Origin of the sequence: Sphingobacterium sp. UBA1498 (assembly GCF_002325125.1) — a bacterium.
Taxonomy (GTDB): Bacteria; Bacteroidota; Bacteroidia; order Sphingobacteriales; family Sphingobacteriaceae; genus Sphingobacterium.
Genome location: NZ_DCRG01000032.1, coordinates 214,142 through 238,669, shown reverse-complemented (window position 1 = coordinate 238,669; position 24,528 = coordinate 214,142). Strand labels below are relative to the sequence as shown.

The window sequence follows — 24,528 nt, the reverse complement described above, 5'->3', positions numbered from 1 at the left end:
ATTTTTTTATTAATATTTATTTACTATCCGTGTCGATCAACGGCGCGGTTGCGCTCTGCCGCGGACCGAGATAAGAGGGTTTCAGCCCCCCAAAATCGATGAGTATGCGCTGCAACACGATTCCCTGATCCAAGAAGCGGATTCGAAGGGTATGTTCTCCCGGCAGCAAGCTGTGTACCGACACACTTTCGATGATACGGCGTGCCTGCCACTGTCCGAGTTCGCCCTTGTAATGTCCATTAAAATTGACCAGTTTTTCGGGACCGCCGTCAATGGAAATCGCATAGCGCAGCCCACGGTTTCCATTGAAATTGAGCGTGGGCGACAATAGTGCTATGATCTTTGCTTCTCGCTTTTCTTTTACGCGAATCTTGTATTCTAGGGCGGTGTTATTTCCGAGGCTAGCTGTAACAGGTTGTGTTGTCATGGCCGACACGGTCTTTCCCAGGTCTGGAATCTCCACCCATTGTACCTCCGGTGCACTGCTCACTACAGCATAGCTTGCGGCCTCCATTGCAATATAGCCATCGGTCTCGCTAAATACCTTCGGCGAACGGTGAACTGCAGTATCCGCCAAATAGTGAACAGCAGGCATAATAGCCTTAGGCGGTTCATTCCAGCTGCTGTAGCCGATGCGCACCTGATCCATCATGTGGATCCATTTCCCTTTGGCAATGGAATGGTTGTAATGATGGGTAAAAAGTGAATCGCGCAGAAAGCAAGCCTTTACCTTATCGGCCCAGTCATTTGCCCTGCGATCGTTTCTCGCGTAATAGTAGTCGTTCATCGCTTTAGCATGGTACATCTCATACAGGTTCGCGCAGGCGTTGATTGGAAAAGCCACAAGCTGATCGAAGGCATCCTTTAGGGAATCTGGCAGCAAGTAATGGAGTCGCGAGGCTTCCATGGCCAACCTGTTGTAATCGTTGACAACACTGTCAAATTCGTTATAATGTGTGAGGCTAAACGTGCGTTCGTTCAGCAGTTCGGGGGTAACCCGATGGTTATATTTGGTATAGCGGTTGATCATGCTGGCCGCTTCCGTGGCATACGCTTCGCCAAACTGCTGCCTACACCATTCGCGGGTGTAGTCCATCAGGTTATTGGCGTTAAACCTGTCGGGATTCCAGGCCATATCCAGAAAAAATGAAATGGGGAATTCCATGGGCTTAAGGTCGCCGACATTAACGATCCAGATTCTGTCTACGCCATGTCTATAGGTGAGGTTCATCTGCTCCCATATCCGCTGTATCTGGGACACATTGATCCATTTCGTATTGCGGGGGGCACCCACATAATCAAAATGGTAATACATGCCATAGCCGCCCTTTCGTGGCGTGGCATTCGGATCGGGCAGCTTACGTACGTTGCCCCAATTGTCATCACAAAGCAGTAGCGTTACATCGTCCGGCACCCGCATGCCTTTATCATAATAGTCCTGTACTTCTTTGTATAAAGCCCACAGCTGTGGTGTCTCTGCTGCCGGACGCCCTGTGGCTTCCGCAATCAAGCGTCGCTGATCGCGGACGATCTGCTCCAGCAGACTGACATTTTGCTTTTCACTCATGGGTTCATCGCCGTCACCGCGCATGGCAATGGTCAGGATAGACTCCCAGTTTCGTGCACGTTCTATACCGCTACGCCAAAACTTCTGCAACCCGGCTTTATTTTTAGCATAGTCCCAGGCTCCACCATTGCCGTAGCGTTTCCATTCCGCTTGCGCCCTAGCCATCGGCTCGTGGTGCGAAGTCCCCATGATAATACCCATTTCATCCGCCAGTGGTCCATTTTTTGGATCATCATCATAAAAAGCACTCCCCCACATTGCAGGCCAGAGGTAATTGGCTTTCAGCCGTAATAGCAGTTCGAATACCTTTTCATAAAAATCTGCATTAAATCCACCGAACGTCGCCTTGGACCAACCACTTAATGCCGGTGCTTCATCATTCAGGAAAATACCGCGGTAGTTCACCTTTGGTTCCCCCTGCGTGTAGAGACCTGGCTTGGCGTACAATGCGGTTGCTTTGCGGATTGGCACATCTGCCCAGTAATACCAGGGTGAAACACCAATTAGGGCCGACAGCTCATAAATGCCGTAGATCGTACCACGTTTGTCGCTGCCGGCGATAACCAGCGCTGAATCAATGCCCCATAAGGGCTTATTGACCACCGTCATTATAAACTTTTCCCGCTTTCCGGCAAGCGCACTGCTGTCCAAAAGACCTTTATGCATGAGACTGTCAATCAGGCTCGAGTTGCCATAGGTACCTATAATGATGTTGGAGCGCCCGTTTTTTTGCTGGTCGGGCCCATGCCCCGTAACCTGTATAAAATCTTTTTTTAGATTTTCGAAAGCCCGCAATACACCCTTGTGATCTTGCGGATCGACAAGCATAGGTATAGGCACCCCATTATTGACTAAAGCCAGGAAACCGGGACCGGACTCGCGGGCTATAAAATCCCGTGCCACCGTATCTTTGGTACTAGACAACACAGCATGGGCATTGCCTCTACAGCAGTAGATCAGCACAGCGACCAAAAACACTCGCCAATAGCGGTGATGAGTAAACATGATGATTTCCATTATAATTGGTTTTTTCCTTTCCTGAATTCAGCACATACAGTACCCCACTCCCAATGCTAAGTACTAGCACAGCAAGGGATGTTGCATGATGATCATTTTTCAGCAACCTAAAAGTAGTACTCTTAATGAGTCGCCGCATTTGTAACTGTTACATTCCCTTTGGCCATTGTTGCAACGCCTTGCATTGACGTTTCATATTTATTTCAATTTGTTACATCGGCGTGTAAAACAGGGTTTATTGGGCCATAAGCTTTTTTTTCTTTTTAGGGTTGCGCAATAATATGTATCTTCAAAAGCATAAACCAATCATACCAATGCGGAGGGATCTTTTTTCGACAGTCTTACTACTATTTGCTTTTATAGGGTATGCCCATGGACAGGCTACGCGCATCTATGATAATAGGGACTATGGCTTTGGCGAACTTTCATCCAATCTGACCAACAGTATCAGTCAGGACAAACACGGCTATATCTGGACAGGTACCGAGTATGGGCTCAACAAGTTTGACGGCACCCGTTTTGTACAATATCTCCACGATGTGCAGGATAGCACGTCCATATCGAGCAATAATGTCATCATCCTTTATCTTGACCGCGACAAAAGGCTCTGGGTGGGCTGCAATAATGGACTGCAGTATTACGATGAAAATAGCGACCAATTTGTGCGCATCCATTTTCCTGATCAGATTGCACCGCACATTACAGATATCATCCATAAAAAAGATGGTCACATTTGGGTAGCCACATCAGGCTGGGGTATCTTCGACATTCAGGTTAGCCGTAGAGAGGCGCTATCGCTACCGCGACTCAATACGCTGGTTGGCGGCATGTTTGCCCGCAGTCTATTTGAAGACCGGATGAACAGGATTTGGGTAGCTATTGACCGTGTAGGGGTCTCGCAGGTTTCTGCCGACCAGAAGCGGGCAAGGCAAATCGTTTCGGATCTGCTTCCGATGCCGAAGGGCGGCAATTATGACATCGTGCAGCAACATGACGGCAAGCTCCTATTCGCGTCGCCCTCAAAGATTAGCCGCTATGATCCGCAAAACAATACATTCGAAGCCGTTGAATACAAGTCGAAACTGCAGTCTACCGTAACGGAGATCCAATTATCAAAAGGCCAGAAAAACCATCTGCTGATCAGTACCGAGGGTGATGGGCTATGGTATCTGGATCTGGAAAAAAAGCCACTGGTTGCTGCACAAGCTGAACTGCCTAATTTGGACAATGACTACCGACATGCACGGATACGTGCGCTGCTGCAGGACCGCGAAAATAATCTTTGGCTTGGCTGGTTTCAACGGGGCCTGGTTTTTATCCCCGTGCAAAGCAAACAGTTTGAATTTTGGCGTATTTCAGGCCGGGAAAAAACAGATCAAAACATCATCAGTGCCATCACGCGTGACCGCCAAGGTAATATTTGGTATGCCGTGGAGCGAGAAGGCGTTTTTAAAACTGACCGTCAAGGCATTTCACATCAACAAATAAATACCATAGCGGATATCAATAAACTGGAAGCGGCTTCGGACGGTACGATCTGGTTCAGTTCATATGAGAAAGGCCTTGGACAAATTGATCCAATAACAGGACAATCCACCCTCAGGGATATCTGCCCATCCAGACAGGTCAAATCTTTCGCCTTGGGCAAAAACAATACGCTTTATATTGCTACATTTGGATCGGGCTTTGTGGAATACGATCTCGATACGAAAATTGCTCAAAGTTATAGTATGAATACCAGCAATTCGACAAAGGGCGCCTTAGCCAATGATTGGATTGCTACCGTTTTATGCGCCGATGATGGTCTTATCTGGCTTGGGCATCATAAGGGCGTGAGCTGTTTTGATCCCACTACAAAGAGCTTCTCTCAACAGTATACAGGCCATCGATTATCCGAACAGATCACCATCTCCCTATTGGACGATCATTTAGGTCACATCTGGGCCGGCACCTACAACGGCCTATATCAGATCGATAAGAAATCAGGGTCGGTCAGCATTTACACCACTAATAACGGACTATCCAGCAATGTGATCACTGGCTTAGGCGGTGACAAGAAAGGAAATATTTGGTGCAGCACATTCAAGGGTATCAACTGTCTGAATCCCGGTTCAGGCAAAATTGTCAATTACTATACCGGAGACGGCCTGGTCGATCGGTCCTACAACCGCAGCGTTCACTTTCAGGATACCCAAGGAAAAATATATTACGGCGGACGGCAGGGGATTACTTCATTTTTTCCTGAAAAGATACAGCTGCAGACCTATCCACATCCGGTACTCATTACCAATCTGTATGTCAAGAACCAGCCCATTAAGCCTGGCATGGCACCCAGCGGAAGCGTAATCTATAAGGATGACTTGATCGCTGCAAACGAATTTTACTTCCATAGCAACGACGACAGTTTCACTTTTGAATTGTCCACAATGGATTTTAACAGTCCAGAAAATGTACATTATGAATACCGCATTAAAGGCATCAACAAGAGCTGGAATGCGACGCTTCCGGGAGTGAACCTGATCACGTACAACAACCTTTCTTCCGGGGAGCATGAATTGGAAATACGCGCCTGTAAATTTGGCATCTATTCACCAAGCTTAATGGTAACGCTGCATATCCAGCCGCCCTGGTATTTAAGTGGAATGGCTTACTGCATTTATATCCTACTTGCGACCGGTATTCTATTCCTAATCAGTAAGTATCTGCATGAGCGTCGGCTCGAGCGTCTGCATGCTTTCCGGTTACAGCTTTTTACGGATGTATCGCACGAGATCCGATCGCCGCTGACGCTAGTTATGAGTCCAATCGATAAGCTCATGAAAAATGCAGCAGATCCGCAAACCCGATCCACGCTGCAGAACATGAATCGCAATGCACAGCGCATCCTTAGTCTAGTCAATCAGTTGCTTGATATCCGAAAGCTGGAAAGCGGGCACATGAATCTCAAATTTTGCGAAATCAATGCGGTAGATTATGTCAAGCAGATGATCGGCATTTTTGAGGATCAGGCCCTTAGTCATCAGATCCAGCTATCCGTACACAGCGATGCCGACGATATTCCAATTTGGATAGACGTCAACAGCTTTGAAAAAATACTGCATAATGTGATCTCCAACGCGTTTAAATTTACGCCGAGTGGTGGTCACATTGCGGTTTCCTTAGCCGTTCAACAACGGGGAAAGGGAAGTGAAATCTTAGAACTTGTTGTCAGTGATACGGGTAGCGGCATCGCCAAAAGCGATCTTCGCCATGTTTTTAAGCGGTACTACCAGTCTGCTGCGCATAGCACTTATCAGCGGCAGGGTTCGGGCATTGGTCTACATCTCACCAAAGTGCTGGTTGAACTGCACGGTGGACAGATACATGCCGAAAATAGAATGGACTGCAGCGGCAGCCTTTTTGTAATCCGTCTTCCGATGGGCAACAAGCATCTGCGGCAGAAAGATCTTGCTCCTGTGAGACCAACTGATGCGTTGACGATAAAACACGAGAGCCGCCCAGTTTCAGCAACTAACCTACATCCAAAGAACGATTATCAAAAAACAGGCTATAAAGTTCTTGTCATTGACGACGACCGCGACATTCTCCACTATCTGCATCAGGAACTTTCACCATCCTATAAAGTGCTGCTTGCCGAAAATGGTGGCGAGGGGTTTCAGGTCGCCCTTGCTGAGCAGCCCGACCTGATTATTTCCGACGTTGCCATGCCATTAATGGACGGCTATACGTTGGTCAAAAAGCTCAAAGGCAATAGCACGACCAACCATATTCCTGTGGTGTTACTGACGGCCAAAACCAATCAGGAAGACCGTTTGGAAGGCATTGGTCGCGGCGCAGATGCCTATTTGACAAAGCCTTTTATGGTGGATGAGCTTCATGTTGTTGTACACAATCTCATCAAAAACCGCATGAAGATTAAAGGAAAGTTTTCGGGCGCGCAGCAGCAGGAAGGTAAGGTAAAAACCATCAGCTTTAAGTCTAGCGATGAGCAGCTGATGGAACGTATTGTTAAAACGGTAAACCAATACCTGGAGAATTCGGAGTTCAATGTGCAGTTTCTAGCCGATAAGGTAGGGTTGAGCCGTGTACAGCTGCACCGTAAGGTGAAATCGCTGACGGGTATTTCGACCGGTGAATTTATTCGTAATATCCGGTTACAGCAAGCTGAAAAGCTGCTGCTGGAGAAAAAAATGAATATCTCTCAGGTAGCTTATTCGCTCGGATTTACCAATCAGACGCATTTCACTACGCTATTCAAAAAGATGTATGGGTTGAGCCCCACCGAATACATTCAGCGGCACAGCTTTAAGGAAAATTAAAAATAGGAAGTGATCCTGGTGTCGTGTTTGTTCGTTTCTTAAAAGGATTTCATATTTTTGTTATCAACTAAGGAAACGAAACACGTGACCAATTTTCGCATCTATCTATTTTTGTACCTATTCACAGTTGTCGCTCCCATCCAAATTAAGGGACAGGACTTCCGTGTTACTCCCTTAAAAATAAACGAAAATCTTCCATCGCTGACAGTCAACAGGACTTACCAGGATAGTAATGGATTCATTTGGTTTGCGACTCAAGGCGGACTTTGCCGTTATGATGGCAATCAATTGCTCAATATCAATCCTGAAGCCCTGCTCGGGGAAGCTGCGATCAGCAATAATATCCGCGCCTTGACCGAAATGGACCATATATTACTTGTCGGTACGGAAAAGGGTTTATGTAAAATCGACAAAGCAACTTGCCGGATCGAAAAGATCGCCTGTCCGCAGCTTCTTGGACAGTATGTTAATGCTATTCTCATCGACAACAAGCATCGTATCTGGCTTGGAACGCGTAGCGGCATTTATGTACTCGATAAAAATTTTAACGTCCAGCAGCACTATCATGTGGATTCAAAATATTCTCCGCTGCCCGGTAATACAGTCAGCTCGCTCTATCAAGATCGAAACGGTGTAATTTGGGCTTGCCTCTGGGAAAGGGGATTCGTTCGGCTAGATCAGAACAGCAATCGTTTTATTTCATTGCCCAAGATAGGTATCAGGAATAATCCATTTAAAATTTATCAAGATAAGAATAGGCGCTATTGGGTCTGTACCTGGGGAGATGGACTGTATACTTTTGATCCGAATACAGGTGGCACGCGTACTGATACCTATCAGAAAATACCGCTTAAGAACGACGCGGGACAGCCTGAGAAAATATTTTACAACATCTTGCAGGATAATTTCAACGGCGATATCTGGACTTTATCTTTTTCGGGAATATCTTGTTTCAGAACGATGAAAAACGGTGAGATTAGGGAAATAAATATTAAACCTTTTTTCGATCAGACAGCCAATATTTTCAGTGATTTATATCTCGATCGAAAAGGGTCGATATGGTTAGGAATATTCGATGAGGGAATGAGTACCATTGACTTTACACTATCAGGCATCAGCAACTACCATCTACCCTATATCAAACAGCGTTATCGTATCGCTCCAAAAATCACCATGTTAAACCAAGGTGACCAAGAGGATATCTTATGGTTCAATCAAGACCGACTGGGTCTGGGTTCCTTAAATCTCCGTACGAAGGAAATCATCATGTATAGTGAGCAACCGGACCTGTCCGACAATTTCGCCATTAAAGATGCCAGTTCGGTAATAGATTTTGGGAATGAACTCTGGTTATCTGGTGCATATGACCGAAAAATTTCAGTTTTCAACAAAACAGGCAGTGCTCTCACCAATACGGGCACCATTCAATTAACCGATTATGATCCTAAAATCGGTACACCCAATGATCTATTCCGGGATCGCAAAGGAATTATCTGGGTACTGACCAGTAACGGTATTTTGCAAAAGAAAAACCCATCCAGCGATTTTGAGCCTGTAAAAGAAATTCAAGCTGCTGTATCCGCAGCTGCGGAATCGGATAATGAAATGATCTGGTTTTGCACCAAAGATCAAGGCGTGTTCGGTTACGACCGCAAAAAAGCTAGGGTCGTCACTGTGCTCAATTCGTCTACGCCCCAATTAAATTCGTCCAGCATACAGGCGATCGCGATGGACAAATATAATTTTTTATGGTTAGCCACTCTGGACGGAAGATTATTGCGTTACAATCCCAAGACAAAAATCTTTCAACAGTTTTTGCGTAATTATTTTTCCCGGCAGCTTCAGGTATTAAACCTCTACTGGTTTGACAATTTTTTATGGATAACAACTGCCCGTTCCATTTTCCGATTTGATCCGGAAAAGCAGGTTATGGAGGAGTATTCTGCTAAAGATGGTGTCAGTGTAAAAATTTTTTCCCCACTGGCAATAACTGAGAATAATCAGCGCCATACATTATTTTTTGCAGGAAATAATGGTATTGTGGGCATATCCTCAAAAGAATCACGAAAGCAAAAGAGATTAAAGGTATTCATTACCGACTTAAAAATCAACAACCAGTCCATTTTTGAATTAAGTGATCCATCAAAAATGGATTTCGATAAACTCAATCTGGTATTAAATCCATCCGAAGAACAGCTAGAGATCAATTTTTCGGCATTACAATATCGTTCGCCGGAAAAAACAAGATTTGCTTATAAGCTGGAAGGGATTGATAAAGACTGGGTGAGTGTTTCGGGATCCCGACCTTTTGCTACGTACCATAATCTCCCCAAAGGAGCGTATACATTTATGGTAAAAGTGCTTGATACCTCCAACAATTCAGCCAGTGAAATTACGAAAATATCCATTAGAAAAAGGGCTGCTTTCTATGAGAGCAATATCGCCTATGCCGTGTATGTTATCCTGGTGTTGCTTATTATCTATTTGGTCGGCCGTTTCTTCTACAGTAAAATAAAATTAAAACAAGAGCTTAAAATTGCGCAGATCGAAAAAGATAAGCTGGATGAACTTACCAATTCCAAAATTAATTATTTTACAAATATCTCTCACGAAATACTTACCCCACTGACCATTTTATTCTGTTTAGTGGATGATATAGAACAGGTAACAAAAAACAGATACGTTCAATTGGATCGTATGCGGTCCAATCTTGACCGCCTCAGAAGACTCTTGCAGCAGGTGCTTGATTTTCGGAAAACGGAACGTCGCACCATGGATTTAAAGGTTGCCTATGGTCATCTAACACAATTTGTTGATCACTTGTGCATTACTTATTTTTATCCACTTGCGGAGAAAAATAAGATCACATTCAACATAACGCACCACCAACCAATTGAAGGAGCATATTTTGATGCGGATAAACTGGATAAAATCCTATTTAACCTTTTGTCAAATGCCTTTAAGTATACCGATGTGGGAGGAAGTATCGAAGTCATTACCCGGCTTGAAAAGGAGCTCGGGAAAAATGTATTGGTGATTGATGTGCAGGATGACGGGACAGGAATACCCAGTGAAGAACTAAGTAAAATATTCGTCCAGTTTTATACCAATAGTGCAACCAGAAAAAAAGGTAGCAACGGTATAGGACTGGCCTTATCGCAAGAATTGGCACACCTACATCATGGAACACTTACTGTAAAGAGCGAATTGGGCGTAGGATCCTGCTTCACACTGCGCGTCCCCATTGATTTGGAAAGTTATCCCCCATCTGAACGCACGCATTTGGATATGACTTTGATCGAGCATACCAAACCAGCTCTCGTACATCAGGAGGTTGAAAATACCGAGAATCCAACATTAAAAAAGAAAGCGCTTTCACTCCTTATTGTGGAGGACAATGATGATCTCAGGGAGTCAATTCAACGCATTCTTTCGCAAACCTATCATGTTCTAACAGCAACAAATGGCTTGGAAGCATTAGCCTTATTATCTGACCAAGATGTTGACATTATTGTATCTGATGTTATGATGCCTAAAATGGACGGTTGGGAACTTTGCCGAAAACTGAAGAAAGACATTGAAAAGAACCATATTCCCATCATTCTTTTGACCGCGAAGATCAGTTTAGAAGATCGGGTAGATTCGTACAATGTCGGTGCTGATGGCTATATTTCAAAACCCTTTGAAATTAAGCTGTTGGAGGCCAGAATTAATAGTTTTGTCATTAACAAGCGGACCCGCCAAGAAGCTTTCAAAGCCGAACCCAAGATTGATATATCTAAACTGGAATATCCAACTGTGGATGAACAGTTTCTCGAGAAAACCATTAAAGCTATTGAGGAGCATATGTCTGACAGCACTTTGGAGATAGGTCCTTTGGCAGCAATCTTAGGACTATCGAAGTCCACACTCAATCGAAAAATAAAAAACCTGCTCGATCTTTCGACCAGTAAGCTTATTAAAAATGTGCGCTTAAAACATGCATATCAAATGCTAGAAAATGATAAAAGCATCTCCATCTCAGAAGTATCCTATGCTGTGGGATTTAGTGACTCCCGATATTTTGCCACATCGTTTAAACAACAATTTGGCATTACCCCTACCGATTTACAAAAGGGTATTAAACATTGATGCTCCAAGAATTAACAATTGGTATAGAAATTAAGACTTGGACGGGGTTAATACAAATGATTCCGGGAAACAGCTTCAGCAACAATTTTGCGATGGCATTTCCCGGAATGATCTGTTCCAATTAGTTCGTAGGAGACTGTCCAGCCACAGTAGGCCAGCCCGGATTTTGATAGATTATAGAATTTTCAACAGACCCGTCGGTCGATGTCAATTGAAAATGTTCTACGGCGATCGGCGAAAGGTAATGTGCCATGACGAATTTTGCTCCGGCATAAGAAAGCGCACTACTTTTTATTTCCAATGGTCTCAGATATACGCTTAAAGCAGGGTCCGATACCACAGCCTTGTCATTGGTAGCACCATAAATCAATTGACCGGCGGTATACCAGCTTTTCATTGGTCCCCATAATTTAAATCCTTCAAAGTGGTATGGAGTCGTGATTAATTGATCCATCGCTCTCCAGCGTTTTAGATCCATTAGGCGCAGTCCTTCCGCCATCAATTCATTCCGACGCTCTCTGCGGATATTATACAGCGTTGCATTCACCTGGATACCTGCGGAATAACTTCCCCAATCCAACTTTTCTTTGGTCATATCTGTTGCACCTATGGTCTTATCGATATCCGTAGATACTTTGGCACGCTCTCTCAATTTTGCCCAATAGTTACGCGCGGTATTATCTAAATTTCCATTACGTTCGTAGGCAGCTTCAATATAATTTAAATAAGCTTCACTGGCGCGGAATGTCACACTGCCCGTATACGCCTGTCCGTTATTAGTCTGCTGGCCATCGTATGAAATTCCTTTGCGGATTGTATACCCAGTGGTATAGCGCGTTTCCCAGCTCGAATCGTAAATTCTAGGCACCGGTTCAACGGCGGTTCCATGCGATCCCACTGTTGTGTTGACCAATACATTGCGTTGTCCAGGCTCTTTAAGGAATAACTGCAGTCTGTCATCTCTGTCTTTTCGCACATCAGCAATGTAATCATCGCCATGGTAACCGCTACCCGCGGCATAAATTGGCAGACCATTGCCCATCAAGAAACTTTCGACCATACCCCTAGTCATGCCTACTGCATAGTTTCCGCTCTGCGCGTACACGGGTACGTTGTGTGTGACAAGAGAAAGATTGTATTGCCGCCATAAAAGTACTTCACTATATCCGGACATATCCACTGCGCCAAACATACTGAAATACGGATTTTCATTGTTTGGCGATTCGATAATTCCACTATTTTCAACCAAAAGAATATTGTCTGCTACAGTTTTCGCGGCACCCATTGCCTGATCTAAAAAATAGTTTATTTCATTATCAATGCTTCCGAGCGGGTAATTGTAATTTGCCGTGAAGGCCTTGTTTTTACCCGGCCAATTCGGGCCATTAGGGACAAAAGCCGTTCCTTTGAAATATTTTAACCATGTACCCTCGTACAAAGCGACGCGCGATTTCATCAGCAGGGCTACATTTTTGGAAATACGTTGTTTTTTCCCGTCAGGAGATGCACTTTTTAAAAGCGTAATAGCCGAATCCAGATCAGACAGTATAAAACGTGCCACCTCATTTCGAGGCGAGCGCATGCTTGCATTAATCAAGGCCTGTTTGTCGCCGTCGTTATAAACATCTTTTACGATCGGAAAATCCCCGAGATTCTGAAGCTTATTAAAATACTCATAGGCCCTTAAAAAATACGCTTCGCCGATGTAATGCGCCACATTTTCGGAATTTCCGAGGATCTGGTTGTTTTTCCATTTAGGCAGCACATTTTTGAGGAAATAATTCATTTGATAGATATTCTCAAACTTCCAATCCCCATCTTTTGCATCGACACGCCACTGTCCGGGATTATACCGGTTGTCAAAGGTGGGGTTGATCATATTGTCCGAATTGGCATCGATACCAAATGTTCCAAAGTTCCAGTTTGCATGCGAAGGAAGCAGGCCTGCATAGCGGCCAACGGTGTAAGCGGCCAGCTGGGATTCCTCATTCAGGTAAGCTTCCGGTACGATTTGAGAGGGTGGCGTAATATCCAAATATTTATTACATGAAGCTGTCGCTGCGATCAGTACCGCTCCCAAAAAGAATTTTATCGTTGTTGTATTTAATTTCATGGTATTAATTATTAAAATGTAGCACTTAAACCTGCAGACCAAACTTTAGTTAATGGATAGACCGTTCCGTTGCTGCCGCCATCAATTGTTTCAGGATCATACATGCCCTCAACTTTGGAGCCTGTCCATACATTCTCACCGGAGATATAAACTCTAAGTTTTGAAATTCCAAAGCGCTTTGTTGTCTCCATTGGAACAGTATAACCGACCTGAATATTTTTGATGCGGATATACGCTGCGTTTTGTAAATATCGGGTTTGTGCTTGCTGATTTTTATCGGTACCAAATATCGGACGTGCATAGTAAGCATCCAGATTTTCACCAAGCGCATTATCGGCTGTCCGGAAATAATCTTCATGTTCTTTCAGCCCTGTTGACCACCACTTATTACTTGTAGCTCCCCAGAAGTAGTATCCCCCCTGCCAGTAATCACGTTTCATGACACCTTGTAAGAATAGACTGAAGTCAAAATTCTTATAATCACCATTGAAGTTGAAACCAAACGAATAGCGCGGTGTACTATTTCCGATGATGCTTCGGTCTCCCGGATTACTTTCGGTACTGCTTCCAGATCCGATTTTTCCATCGCCATTTAAATCTTTGTACATGATATCGCCCGCACCCCATTGGCTTCCGAGGTCATTTTGCCCGCCATTCGGCAACGATGCCAGGTGGGCATCCATTTCTTGCTGCGATTTTGCGATGCCAATGGTTGTATATCCCCAAATTTCTCCCAGACGCTGCCCTGTCCGGTAGGTATCTTCATCGAGACTTCCGGTCTTATTCGGATAATTGGTCACTGTTGTACTATAATCCGACACTAAGAATTTGGTACTGTAGCGAAATCCGCCGTCGGTCCTATCGGTCCAGCCAATGGTCGCTTCAAATCCTTTTGTCTCCAAATCGGTATTATTGGTTTGTGGCACCTGCGTTCCCAAGACGGCAGGCAACTGTGGTGCCGGTCCCACCATATCAAGCGTTTTACGTTTAAATACTTCAAATGAACCCGTTAAACGGTTATTCAATAGCCCAAAATCTATTCCCGCATTCAGCGTGTTGATCGATTCCCAGGTTAAGGTCGAACTCACCAACCCTGCTGCGCTAGCAGTATTGGGCCGCGTATTGTTGATCAGCCAGGCTCCGTTGGTAATGCCGACCGGTAACAGTATATACGTAGGATACCAGTCTGTGGTATTCTGATTGCCCAACTCCCCATACGAGGCCCTTAATTTCAAATAGTTGACAAAGGAAACATTATCCGTAAAGAACTTTTCTTTGGAGATGTTCCAGCCTGCAGAAACGGATGGGAACCAGCCCCAGCGGCTATCTGCTCTAAAACGCGACGAGCCATCATAGCGTAAGTTACCTTCTATTAGATATTTATCCGCATAATCGTAATTGATACGTCCAAAAAATCCGGCATTGGCCCAGTTCTGATATTGCCCTGTCACCGTTGGCACGGTAGGTTTTCCATCATAATCTGTGCTAGAGGTCAGATTAAGAACAGGCTGGCCGGGAACCAAAATGCCATCACGCTGTGCCGATAGATCGCGGTAAGCGGTATTTTCAACCTGAAAACCGACCATTGTTTTAAAATGATGATCTCCTATACGTTTATCATATTCTGAATGGGCACTAATGTTATAATAATTTTCTTTCCACGCGTATTCATACACATTGGAGTTGCTTTTGTACACATAAGGCTCGCCCTTCACATCATAGTTGTACAATTTTTGAGAATCCCAATGGCGGAATTGCGTCGTCGTACGATAATTGATGTTAGCAATGGTTTTCCAGCCGCGGATAGGTTCCAAGGTCAATTGCAATTGCTGATAAATATAGTCTTTGGTTGATTTGTCCGTACCACCGTCACGCATACCCAGTGCTGGCGACGGCGAACTGTATAAATGTCCATTTGGATCATAGAGCGGCAGCGTTGGCCATCCTTGGCGACCAAGATCGTCATAAAAGGAATTTGTCAGTGCGGCTGGTCTTTGATAATCCTCCCGAACGAGACGCGCATTGTATCCGACGGTTAAAATATCGGACAATTTGGAATTTATCTTTGCCGAAATCGCGTATCGATCATAATGGTCGGTATTGAAGGCCATCATGCCCTGCTGCTTCATAAAATTTCCCGACAGGTAATAGGTTGTTTTTTCAGTCCCACCATTAATACTTAAATTGTGTTCTTGTGCAAATGCATGGTCTTTATACATGGTATCGAACCAATCCACATTATCGTTGCCATAGCCATAGCCATCTGCCCAGTAGGATTGGTTTTTTGGATTGGGTATGATAGAGGCCGAGATGACGCCATTTTTGTAATCTAAAATACGTTTCAAATCATCTGCACTGAATTCACCCTGGCTTCCAAAATTTTCGTCTGCCTGGTTAAAATAATTGGCAAAAGTCCAGGAGTCCATCATTTTCGGCAACAGTGTTGGCGCATTGATGCGAAAACTATTGTTGTAATTTGTCGTTGTTTTGCCCGACTTACCTGATTTTGTGGTCACTAAAATAACACCAAAAGCTGCCCGTGAACCATAAATTGACGCAGCGCCAGCATCTTTAAGCACCGAAATATTTTCAATATCCTGCGGATTTAATGCCGACAATGAGCCCTCAGAACCATCGATCAGGATCAATGGAGACGATGAAGACGTACCGATGGTACCCGTGCCCCGAATATTTATAGTGGGATTACTTTCCAGTGTTCCACTGTTTTGGGAGATATTGAGCCCGGGAGCCAATCCCTGCAATGCCTGAATCGCATTTCTAACGGGTCTATTTTCCAATTGTTTCGAATCGACTACAGCTACAGATCCCGTCAAGTTTTCGCGCTTTTGTGTACCGAAACCTACCACCACGACTTCCTCCAATTGAGAAAATCCGGATTTGAGCACAACATCAATCTGCGTTCTACCTGCGATAGAGACCTCCTGACTATCGTATCCCACCATGGAAAATACAAGTACTGCATTCGCATCGTTCACGTTAATCTTGAACGCTCCGTTTTGGTCGGTTTTCGTTCCCAGATCAGATCCTTTTACCTTCACAGATACGCCCGAAAGCCGCTCATTATCCGCTGAAACGGTACCACTGATTGTTATTTGGTTTAATTTTCCTCCTGTTTTCAACACGGCAAATGTTGGATCAGTCGCGTAAGGCATTGCTTTTACGGTGGCATTAAATGACACGGCTAACAATGCAATCATTTTCCACGTCACCATGCCTTTATATTTGGCGTGGATGACATCCTTTTCAACATAATTTCTGTTCATTTTTTATAGTTTAATAGTGATTAGTCGATTATTCAGTTGTAATTGCCGGAAAGGCAGCCGCTGTAAAAGCGCCATATAGCTATCCGAAAACTTTAGAACTACAGAATGATCAGGTGTTATTTTTTGTTGGTTATTCCAATTCTTCAAAGGAGTCAGTTATTATATTGCTCAACGATCTTATGAGATTTATAAAACAGAACTGTGTGATTCCTTTTAAAAAAATGGTATTCCAAAATTAGGGGGAATGGGAGAATTGGATGTTCAAATTCGACGCAAAATTGTTCAAATTTTAATGTCTAGGCCTTTAAAATAGCTATTTTACCCAACTATCCTGTGGCATCATCCAGAAAGTATGACGGTAGTTAAGCAATCCAGTTGGCGCCATTGGAATGAAACCCCCGGAACAAAAATTTGCATAAAACAGTTAGGCATTAAAAATCGAGCGGGACCTTTTATTGCAAATAATCACAAATTTATCTAAGTTTGTCGTCACCTACTACGACTAACGTGAATCTTAAAAATGAGATCGAATCTAAATATATCCTTCAGCGCCTACAGCAGGGTGACAGGCAGGTGTTCGACCTTGTTTTTAAATCTTATTGGGATCCACTATTAATTTATCTGTCCAAACTGGTGAAAGACCAGACCGATGCTGAGGATCTTTTACAGAATATTTTCGTCAACCTCTGGAATAAGACACAATCGTCCGAAATACAGGATATTCACGGCTGGTTATACGGGGCTGCCCGCAAGAGCGCTCTTTTCTATCACCGAACCCAAGGCAATCAAAAAAAGCTGATTGCGTCTATTTTGGAATATATTGAAGTAACCGGATTTTCGTTGAGTGACCAGCAGCAAGGTAAGGAGCTTCAGCAGATTATTGATCGTGAAATTGAACGGCTCCCAGCAAAAATGAAAGAGGTATTTCTATTGAGCCGACAGGAACAACTTAGTTATAAGGAAATTGCAGAACGTCTCGACATCTCTGACCAAACGGTCAAAAAACAGATCAGCAACGCACTGAACATTCTGAGAAACAACCTCAAGAAACAAGGTCTCTATTCGCTTCTTCTCCTCCTTCTCATCGATTTAAAATAAATTTCATCCTTTTTTAATATTTATCTACCACCAAATACGTTTTGGTGCAACTATACTATAAACAATGGCGCTCATGGAACAGAAAAACATTGCAGAAATCTTATTGAAATACGAACTCGGCATAAGTTCAGCGGCGGAAAACCAACTGATAGAATCGTGGTACGAATCGCAGCAAGCTGTGGAATGGGAACTGGACGGCGCCGCACAGGAAGACCGAAAAAATGCCATACTCCTTCAAATCCAGGAGCAGCTTGATGCAAAACCAGCTTCGCGTAGGCCATTGTACCGGAGAGCCGCTTGGATCAGCGCTGCAGCTGCCGTCCTGCTGATTGCTTTTGCTTTACTCTTTATCCCGCGTGGACAGTCGCATCGCGATACTCTAGCCGCGATAGATCAATTCAAACCCGGACAAGAAAAGGCCATCCTGAAATTGGAAGACGGATCAAGCATCGCACTCAACGGAGGCAAATCGGGTGTTAAGATCGTCAACGGTACGGCTGTCTATTTAGATGGATCGCCTGTGAGCGACACGGAATTGCAATCGCGCGAACTGATTGTTGAAGTTCCCAAAGGTGGACAATATCAGGTCAACCTGCCCGATGGGAGTAAAGTATGGCTGAATGCTGCTTCGACACTCACCTATCCAATGCAATTTTCTGCCGCCAAGCGGGAAGTCTCGTTAACAGGAGAAGCCTATTTTGAAGTAAGCAAAAATCCACATCAACCCTTTATCGTAAAATCCAGAAATCAAGAAGTCAAGGTATTGGGCACCATTTTTAACATCAACAGTTATGACAACCGCGAGTTTGTGGAAACTACGCTGCTTGAAGGTTCGGTCGATGTAAATCAACGCCTGCTTGTACCCGGACAGCGATCGCTCATCTCCAAGACATCGATCCAGATTCTACCGGCCAATATCGAAGCAGCGACGGCCTGGAAGAAAGGATATTTCCTATTTGACAACGAACGGCTCGATGCCATTTTGGCTACACTTTCGAGATGGTACAATGTAGATTTTGAATACGAAGACTCTGCTACGAAACAGCTTGTCTTTTGGGGGTCTATCGACAAAAATCAATCATTGACCAAAACGCTTACCTTTTTGGAAAGCACCGGTCAATTAAACTTTAACTATCGTGACGGCAAAATAGTTGTCCACAAAAATAAATAACGAAGCCTTTTTAATACAGAAATCTAAACACATTAACCTAAATCACAGACCCGATGAATCGTCTAAAAAACTTGCTATTGGTCACGTCGCTTCTTGCTGGTAGCACAGTCGTTGGTCAACAGCTCAATTATCAGGGCAAACCAACACTCAAAGAACTTTTTTCAACCATCCGACAACAGACAGGCTATAACATCATTGCTTCCGGCAATCAGATAGACCTTAATACCGTCGTTAAAGTTCAGGCAAAGGATAAAGCCTTGCGCGATGTTCTTGAAGAAGCCTTTAAGGATTTACCGTTCACTTTTAAGATCGTTGGAAAAGAGATCACCATTCTTCCGCGGGAGAAAAGCGGCCAACAGCATCAAAAACAACAGCAACCTGCCAAACAGCTTTTTGTGGACGGCACTGTACGGGACAAATCCGGTCCCGTAGAATTGGTAACCGTTTACAACAAAAGCAACGACAAAGTCACTTTCACCAATGATAAAGGCGCTTTTAAAATCGAGCGGACCAGCCATACGGATACCTTAGTATTCAGTTCCGTTGGTTACGAAGAAAGGCAGCTTGCTGTGTCAACTAGCCAAAACACCGTTACCATGCAACTGTTGCAGACGCAGAACCTGCTCGATGAAGTTAGCGTACTGTCGTATGGGCAAGAGGTATCCAAACGGCTCAATACGGGCTCTACTTCTAGTGTCACTGCAGCCACCATTGAGAAAACACCGACAGCAGATCCACTCATTGCGCTCCAAAATCGGGTTCCCGGTATGATGATCAATACCCTCAATGGGTTACCGGGCATACAGACCCAAGTGCAGATACGGGGTATTAATACCGTCAACCAGGATGGTGAAGCGCGACAACCCTTGTACATTGTTGATGGTATTCCTTTTAATAGCAATTCACTCGCCTATATCGGTGCGAATGGCCTCACCTCCTCCTATTTGGGTGAAAGCCCTTTTAAAAGTATCGACCCAAGCACGATTGCCAGCATTGAAGTACTTAAAGATGCAGATGCTACCGCCATCTATGGCGCCCGGGGTGCCAATGGTGTGATCCTGATCACGACCAAACGTGGTAAGGCAGGTCGCCCCACCATCAGTGCTGATTATTACCATAGTTTTGGTTCTATCGCTAACTATGTAAAAATGCTCAATACCGCCCAATATCTGGAGATGCGGCGTGAAGCTGCAAAAAACGATGGTGTTGAGCTTACGCCCAATGACTACCCTGACCTGCTGAAATGGAGCCAAACTGAAGATCACAACTGGCAAAAAGAATATTTTGGCAATGTCGCCCATACATCCAATGCTGAATTATCGCTATCGGGTGGATCATCTGGTTTCAACTACCTCCTTGGCGGTGGATTTAGGCGTGAAAATACCGTATATCAAAAGAAAAATGGTCTTTCCGTCGGTAACTTCCGAAGTAACCTCGACTACAACAGTAACGACGGCAAATTTAAAGCTTCCCTTTCGGCGAGCTATGCAACGGATAAAAACGAAGTCATTCCACTATCGTTTACCAACTTTCAGACCCTGCCTCCAAATTTCTCCCTTTATGATGCTGATGGAGAATTGAATTGGACTATAGATAACCCCATTGCTGCGCTGGAGCGTACGCTTGAAAATAAAACTAAAAATTTAATCAGCAATATTGCGCTGAGTTATGAGTTGTTACCTAATCTCGTGGCCAAAATCAATACCGGTTATACGCGCATGAAAATGGACCAGCTCGCCATCAATCCACGGAGATCATTCCGGCCGTCCGAAAACATCTTGGGCAACAACAGTTTTACTAAGGCCAGCGCCGCTACCTTCAATTTTGAGCCTCAGCTGAATTACGATCTGATCGTGGGGCGCAGTTCATTTCGTGCCCTTATCGGGGGTACTTATATCCATCGCGGTAATTCAGCAATTACCACAAGTGGAAACGGCTATACAGACGACAGTCAGATTAGGGACATCACTGCCGCACCAATTATCAACATCGAGCCCAAGGACACTCAGTATCGTTTTCTTTCGGGATTTGCTCGTATGGGATGGACATTTGACCAAAAATATGTCATCAATGCAACCGTCAGACGTGACGGCTCTTCCCGTTTTGGTCCAGGGAAAAAATATGGTAACTTTTGGTCTGTCGGTGCAGCCTGGATCCTCAGCGAAGAGAGCTGGCTAAAGGATAATCAGTTTGGCTTGAGTTTTGCCAAATTGCGCGGCAGCTATGGTCTGACGGGTAATGATAATATTGGCGACTACTCCTATTTCGTCAATTACGAACGTATATTCGACAATTACCAAGGGCAGGGCTATCTTCCGAAGAACCCATTCAATGCAAATTATCAATGGGAAGTCAACAAAAAGCTTGACCTTGCTGCTGAAATGGGCTTCTTGAAAGACCGCATCATCTTTGAAGCAAACTATTACCGCAATCGGTCGGGCAATCAATTAGTTGGCTATGGATTACCTACACAGGTGGGTTTTAGTTCGGTCAATCAAAACCTGGATGCCAATGTACAGAATAGCGGCTGGGAATTTAGCCTCCAGACCACGCCGATCAATACATTGGCTTTCACCTGGAAAACAAACTTTACGATGAGTATCAACCGCAACAAGCTCTTGTCTTATCCCAATCTTGCAAGTTCTTCCAATAGCCTTACTTATCAGATCGGTAAACCATTAAATCTGATCTGGGGGTATGATTATCTTGGAATCAACGCTGCAGATGGGCAACCGCAATTCCGCGATGTGAATGGCGACGGTTTTATCAGTTTTCCAGATGACTATGTCCCTTTGGCGAACAATATTCCGACATTCTTTGGTGGTCTGGGCAACTCGTTCAATTATAAAAACTTTGATCTAGACGTGTTTTTCAGTTTCAAAAAGAACACACATATTTATAATTATCCCTTTACGAGTGCCGGAAGCGTCATCAATGCCCCCGCAATTGTCTTGGACAGATGGCAACATCCGGGTGAAGAAGCTAAATTTCCGGCCTATACCACCAACTCCAGCACCATGTCCAATTACAATTCATCCGGTGCCAATTTTGTGGACGGGTCGTACATCCGTTTAAGCAATATTACTTTGAGCTATTCGGTACCCGGCAAGATTCTCGAGAAGCTAAAACTTAAAAACCTGCGCGCTTATGCTACTGGCGCCAATCTACTGACGATCACCAGCTACAAGGGTACAGATCCAGAGACCGGCGTGGATATGCCGATGCTTCGCACATTTACGCTAGGGATACGGACTTCATTTTAAACCATTTAGACTACGGATATGAAAACCAACTATATCAAATTATTCAGCCTCCTTTTACCTGTTGCTGTCGTCGCAAGCAGTTGCAACAAGCTGCTGGAGGTGACACCAAAATATATCTACACGACGGACCAAATTTATGCGAATGACACCATGGCCGACAGTGTGGTCGTCGGGATGTATGGCCGATTTGCTGCTTATCAAAATGATCTTTCACTGAACACGGGATTATCTTCTGACGAGTTGATACCCGGTGTCAATAGCTTCAACCCAGGCTATAGTTTTATGTACAGCTACAACCTCAATCCCTTTTCGGCGCAGACGAATGACTTTTGGGGAAATCTATATTCCATCATTGGGGTTAGTAATGCAATCATTGAAGGCGTTGGGCAATCCAAGGGCATGACGCAAGCGGGCAAGGATGAAGCCATTGGTCAGGCCAAATTTATGCGTGCTCTCAATTACTATTTTTTGGTCAACCTCTATGGCGATGTTCCTTTGGTGCTGACGACCAATTACCCGGAAGAACGCCTCAAACCGCGCGCGGCGGCAGCGGCAGTGTATACGCAGGTCATTCAAGATCTGCAAGATGCCAGCCAGCTTTTGGCATCAGATTATCCGGGCGAACGCGTCAAGGCCAATAAGTGGGCAGCACTGGCTCTGCTCTCGCGTGTATACCTATTCACCAAAGAGTGGACCAAAGCCGAGGAGGCCGCCAGTCAGGTGATTGCACAGTCGCAGTTGTTCCAACTGGGCCACTTTGACCGTGCGGATGGGGCTGAGCCAATGGATATCTTCACCAAAAATAATCCCGAGCAGATATTGCAGCTATGGAACAGTATGGGCGCCTCCATTGGTATCGGTATAAAAGGAGAATTTGCCAGCTTTGGCGTGACTGAAGATCCAACGGGTCTTTTGCAAGCCTTTGAGGAGAACGATAAACGGAAAGAAAACTTCGTCCGTTTTGAAGAAACAGTAAACGGCTATCAGATCAACAAATACCGTTCGGACGGCGAAGCCGGATCTGCAAACAATGAGTATACGTCGGTATTGCGCCTGGGAGAACAATACCTCAACCGCGCCGAGGCACGTCTGGAACTTGGTCTGCCAACAGCGGTTGAAGACCTCAATACCATACGCCGGCGTGCGGGACTTTCGAATTTATCCGATGGTTTAACCAAATCTCAGGTCAGTGCAGCAATCGTGCAAGAACGCCGTGTCGAACTCTGTTTCGAATGGGGCGACCGTTGGTTTACCCTCAGACGTTTGGGATTAGCCGATAATGTGATGAAAAAAGCAAAACCGACCACCTGGAAGACGTTTGCCCAGCTCTACCCTTTACCGACCGTTGAGCTTCAAAATAACAGGCAATTAACGCAAAATCCGGGATATAACAACTAAACACGATATACAATGAGAGTTACGCTATTAGCTTTTGCCTTTTTTTATTCCATATGCTTCGTTAAGGCGCAGGAAAAAGCAACCTACCACCTTCAGGGAACGCTCGCGGGCGTACCAAAAAATCAACAGGGAAAACTGTTTCTGCAACGTTTTGGTTCCGATCTCCTGCTTGATTCTGCCCGGCTGGAACAAGGTCATTTTCGCTTTACAGGTACTTCCGAAGGACCCGAAATCGCGAACCTATTTTACATGGATGCTGCGGGGGAACGATCTGAAACATTGGATTTTTATCTTCACCCGGGCAAGATTACCATTCGGGCCCGGTTTGGTCAGCTCAACCAAGCGGAGATTGCTGGTTCAGCACTCAATACCGAAGCCAGAAGTTTTGACAAAGCTAACGAAATCATACTCGACAGCATCAATACGCTAATGGCTGCCTATTTCGAGGCAGAGAATGCCTTTTCCCAGGATAGTTTTCGCATGGATTCGCCGGCACGGACCACCATCAACGCGATTGACGTGAGCCTCAACAAGTGGTCTGCGGCACTACAGACAGCGCAGATCAATTATGTGCAGCAGCATAGCGATCGTGTACTGAGCCTTTTTAAACTACAAGCGCTGCTGAAAGATTCCAGCAATCAAAAAATTGTATCCGAGTTATTCAACAAGCTGACGCCTTCACTGCAGGAATCTCCGCTGGGACAGGAGGTAAAAAATCAGCTCGCCAACCTCCAAAATCTAAAAATCGACGATATTGCACCAGAATTTTCATTAGCTGACACTACAGGCCAGCAGGTGAAGCTGACCGATTTCCGGGGCAAATATGTGCTCGTTGATTTTTGGGCCAGCTGGTGTGTACCCTGCCGCGTGGAAAACGAGCATGTGCAAAAAGCCTATAATGCTTTTAAGGCAAAGGGATTTGAAGTATTGGGTGTCTCCACAGATTTCGCACTCAACAACTGGAAAAAAGCCGTCTCGGACGACGGTATGACCTGGACCAATGTGGTTGATCCAGAGGGTCAGGTAAGCCTCCAGTATCATATCAAAAGTATCCCCTCCAATTATTTATTGGATCCCACAGGTAAAATCATCGGCATCAACCTTCGTGGCGATGCTCTTTATGAAACGCTAAAAAATATATTCTAATTCGCTATTTTATACACTCAA

At 44.7% G+C, this 24,528-nt stretch carries 10 protein-coding genes; 7 read left to right on the top strand and 3 right to left on the bottom strand.

All coding sequences use genetic code 11. The features are described from left to right. Nucleotides 1-16: 16 nt before the first annotated feature. Complete coding sequence (locus B3139_RS18045; protein WP_293884934.1) at nt 17-2,584, bottom strand: glycosyl hydrolase 115 family protein; 2,568 nt, start codon at nt 2,582-2,584, stop codon at nt 17-19. 314 nt (nt 2,585-2,898) lie between these two features. Here B3139_RS18045 and B3139_RS18040 point away from each other — a divergent pair, with 314 nt between their 5' ends. After that, nucleotides 2,899-6,903 (top strand): hybrid sensor histidine kinase/response regulator transcription factor, encoded by a 4,005-nt coding sequence (locus B3139_RS18040; RefSeq protein WP_293884933.1) that lies wholly within the window; start codon nt 2,899-2,901, stop codon nt 6,901-6,903. A gap of 57 nt (nt 6,904-6,960) precedes the next feature. Beyond that, a complete protein-coding gene (locus B3139_RS18035) occupies nt 6,961-11,034 on the top strand; it encodes a hybrid sensor histidine kinase/response regulator transcription factor (protein ID WP_293884932.1) in 4,074 nt (1,357 codons plus the stop codon). Between the two features lie 121 nt (nt 11,035-11,155). Here B3139_RS18035 and B3139_RS18030 read toward each other — a convergent pair whose 3' ends face one another. After that, complete coding sequence (locus tag B3139_RS18030) at nt 11,156-13,147, bottom strand: RagB/SusD family nutrient uptake outer membrane protein (protein ID WP_293884931.1); 1,992 nt, start codon at nt 13,145-13,147, stop codon at nt 11,156-11,158. Between the two features lie 11 nt (nt 13,148-13,158). Then, nucleotides 13,159-16,431, bottom strand: a complete 3,273-nt coding sequence (locus B3139_RS18025; protein WP_293884930.1) for a SusC/RagA family TonB-linked outer membrane protein — start codon at nt 16,429-16,431, stop codon at nt 13,159-13,161. A gap of 507 nt (nt 16,432-16,938) precedes the next feature. Here B3139_RS18025 and B3139_RS18020 point away from each other — a divergent pair. From B3139_RS18020 to B3139_RS18000, 5 genes are all read left to right on the top strand, one after another. Beyond that, complete coding sequence (locus B3139_RS18020) at nt 16,939-17,529, top strand: RNA polymerase sigma factor (protein WP_293884929.1); 591 nt, start codon at nt 16,939-16,941, stop codon at nt 17,527-17,529. A 73-nt stretch (nt 17,530-17,602) separates the two neighbouring features. After that, nucleotides 17,603-18,700, top strand: coding sequence for a FecR family protein (locus tag B3139_RS18015; RefSeq protein ID WP_293884928.1), 1,098 nt, complete (start codon nt 17,603-17,605; stop codon nt 18,698-18,700). Nucleotides 18,701-18,753: 53 nt separating this feature from the next. Continuing rightward, nucleotides 18,754-21,963 (top strand): SusC/RagA family TonB-linked outer membrane protein, encoded by a 3,210-nt coding sequence (locus B3139_RS18010; protein ID WP_293884927.1) that lies wholly within the window; start codon nt 18,754-18,756, stop codon nt 21,961-21,963. Between the two features lie 99 nt (nt 21,964-22,062). Further along, nucleotides 22,063-23,361: a RagB/SusD family nutrient uptake outer membrane protein gene (locus B3139_RS18005; RefSeq protein WP_293884926.1), complete on the top strand. Its 1,299-nt coding sequence runs from the start codon at nt 22,063-22,065 to the stop codon at nt 23,359-23,361. 12 nt (nt 23,362-23,373) lie between these two features. After that, nucleotides 23,374-24,507, top strand: a complete 1,134-nt coding sequence (locus B3139_RS18000) for a TlpA disulfide reductase family protein (RefSeq protein ID WP_293884925.1) — start codon at nt 23,374-23,376, stop codon at nt 24,505-24,507. Nucleotides 24,508-24,528: the final 21 nt, after the last annotated feature.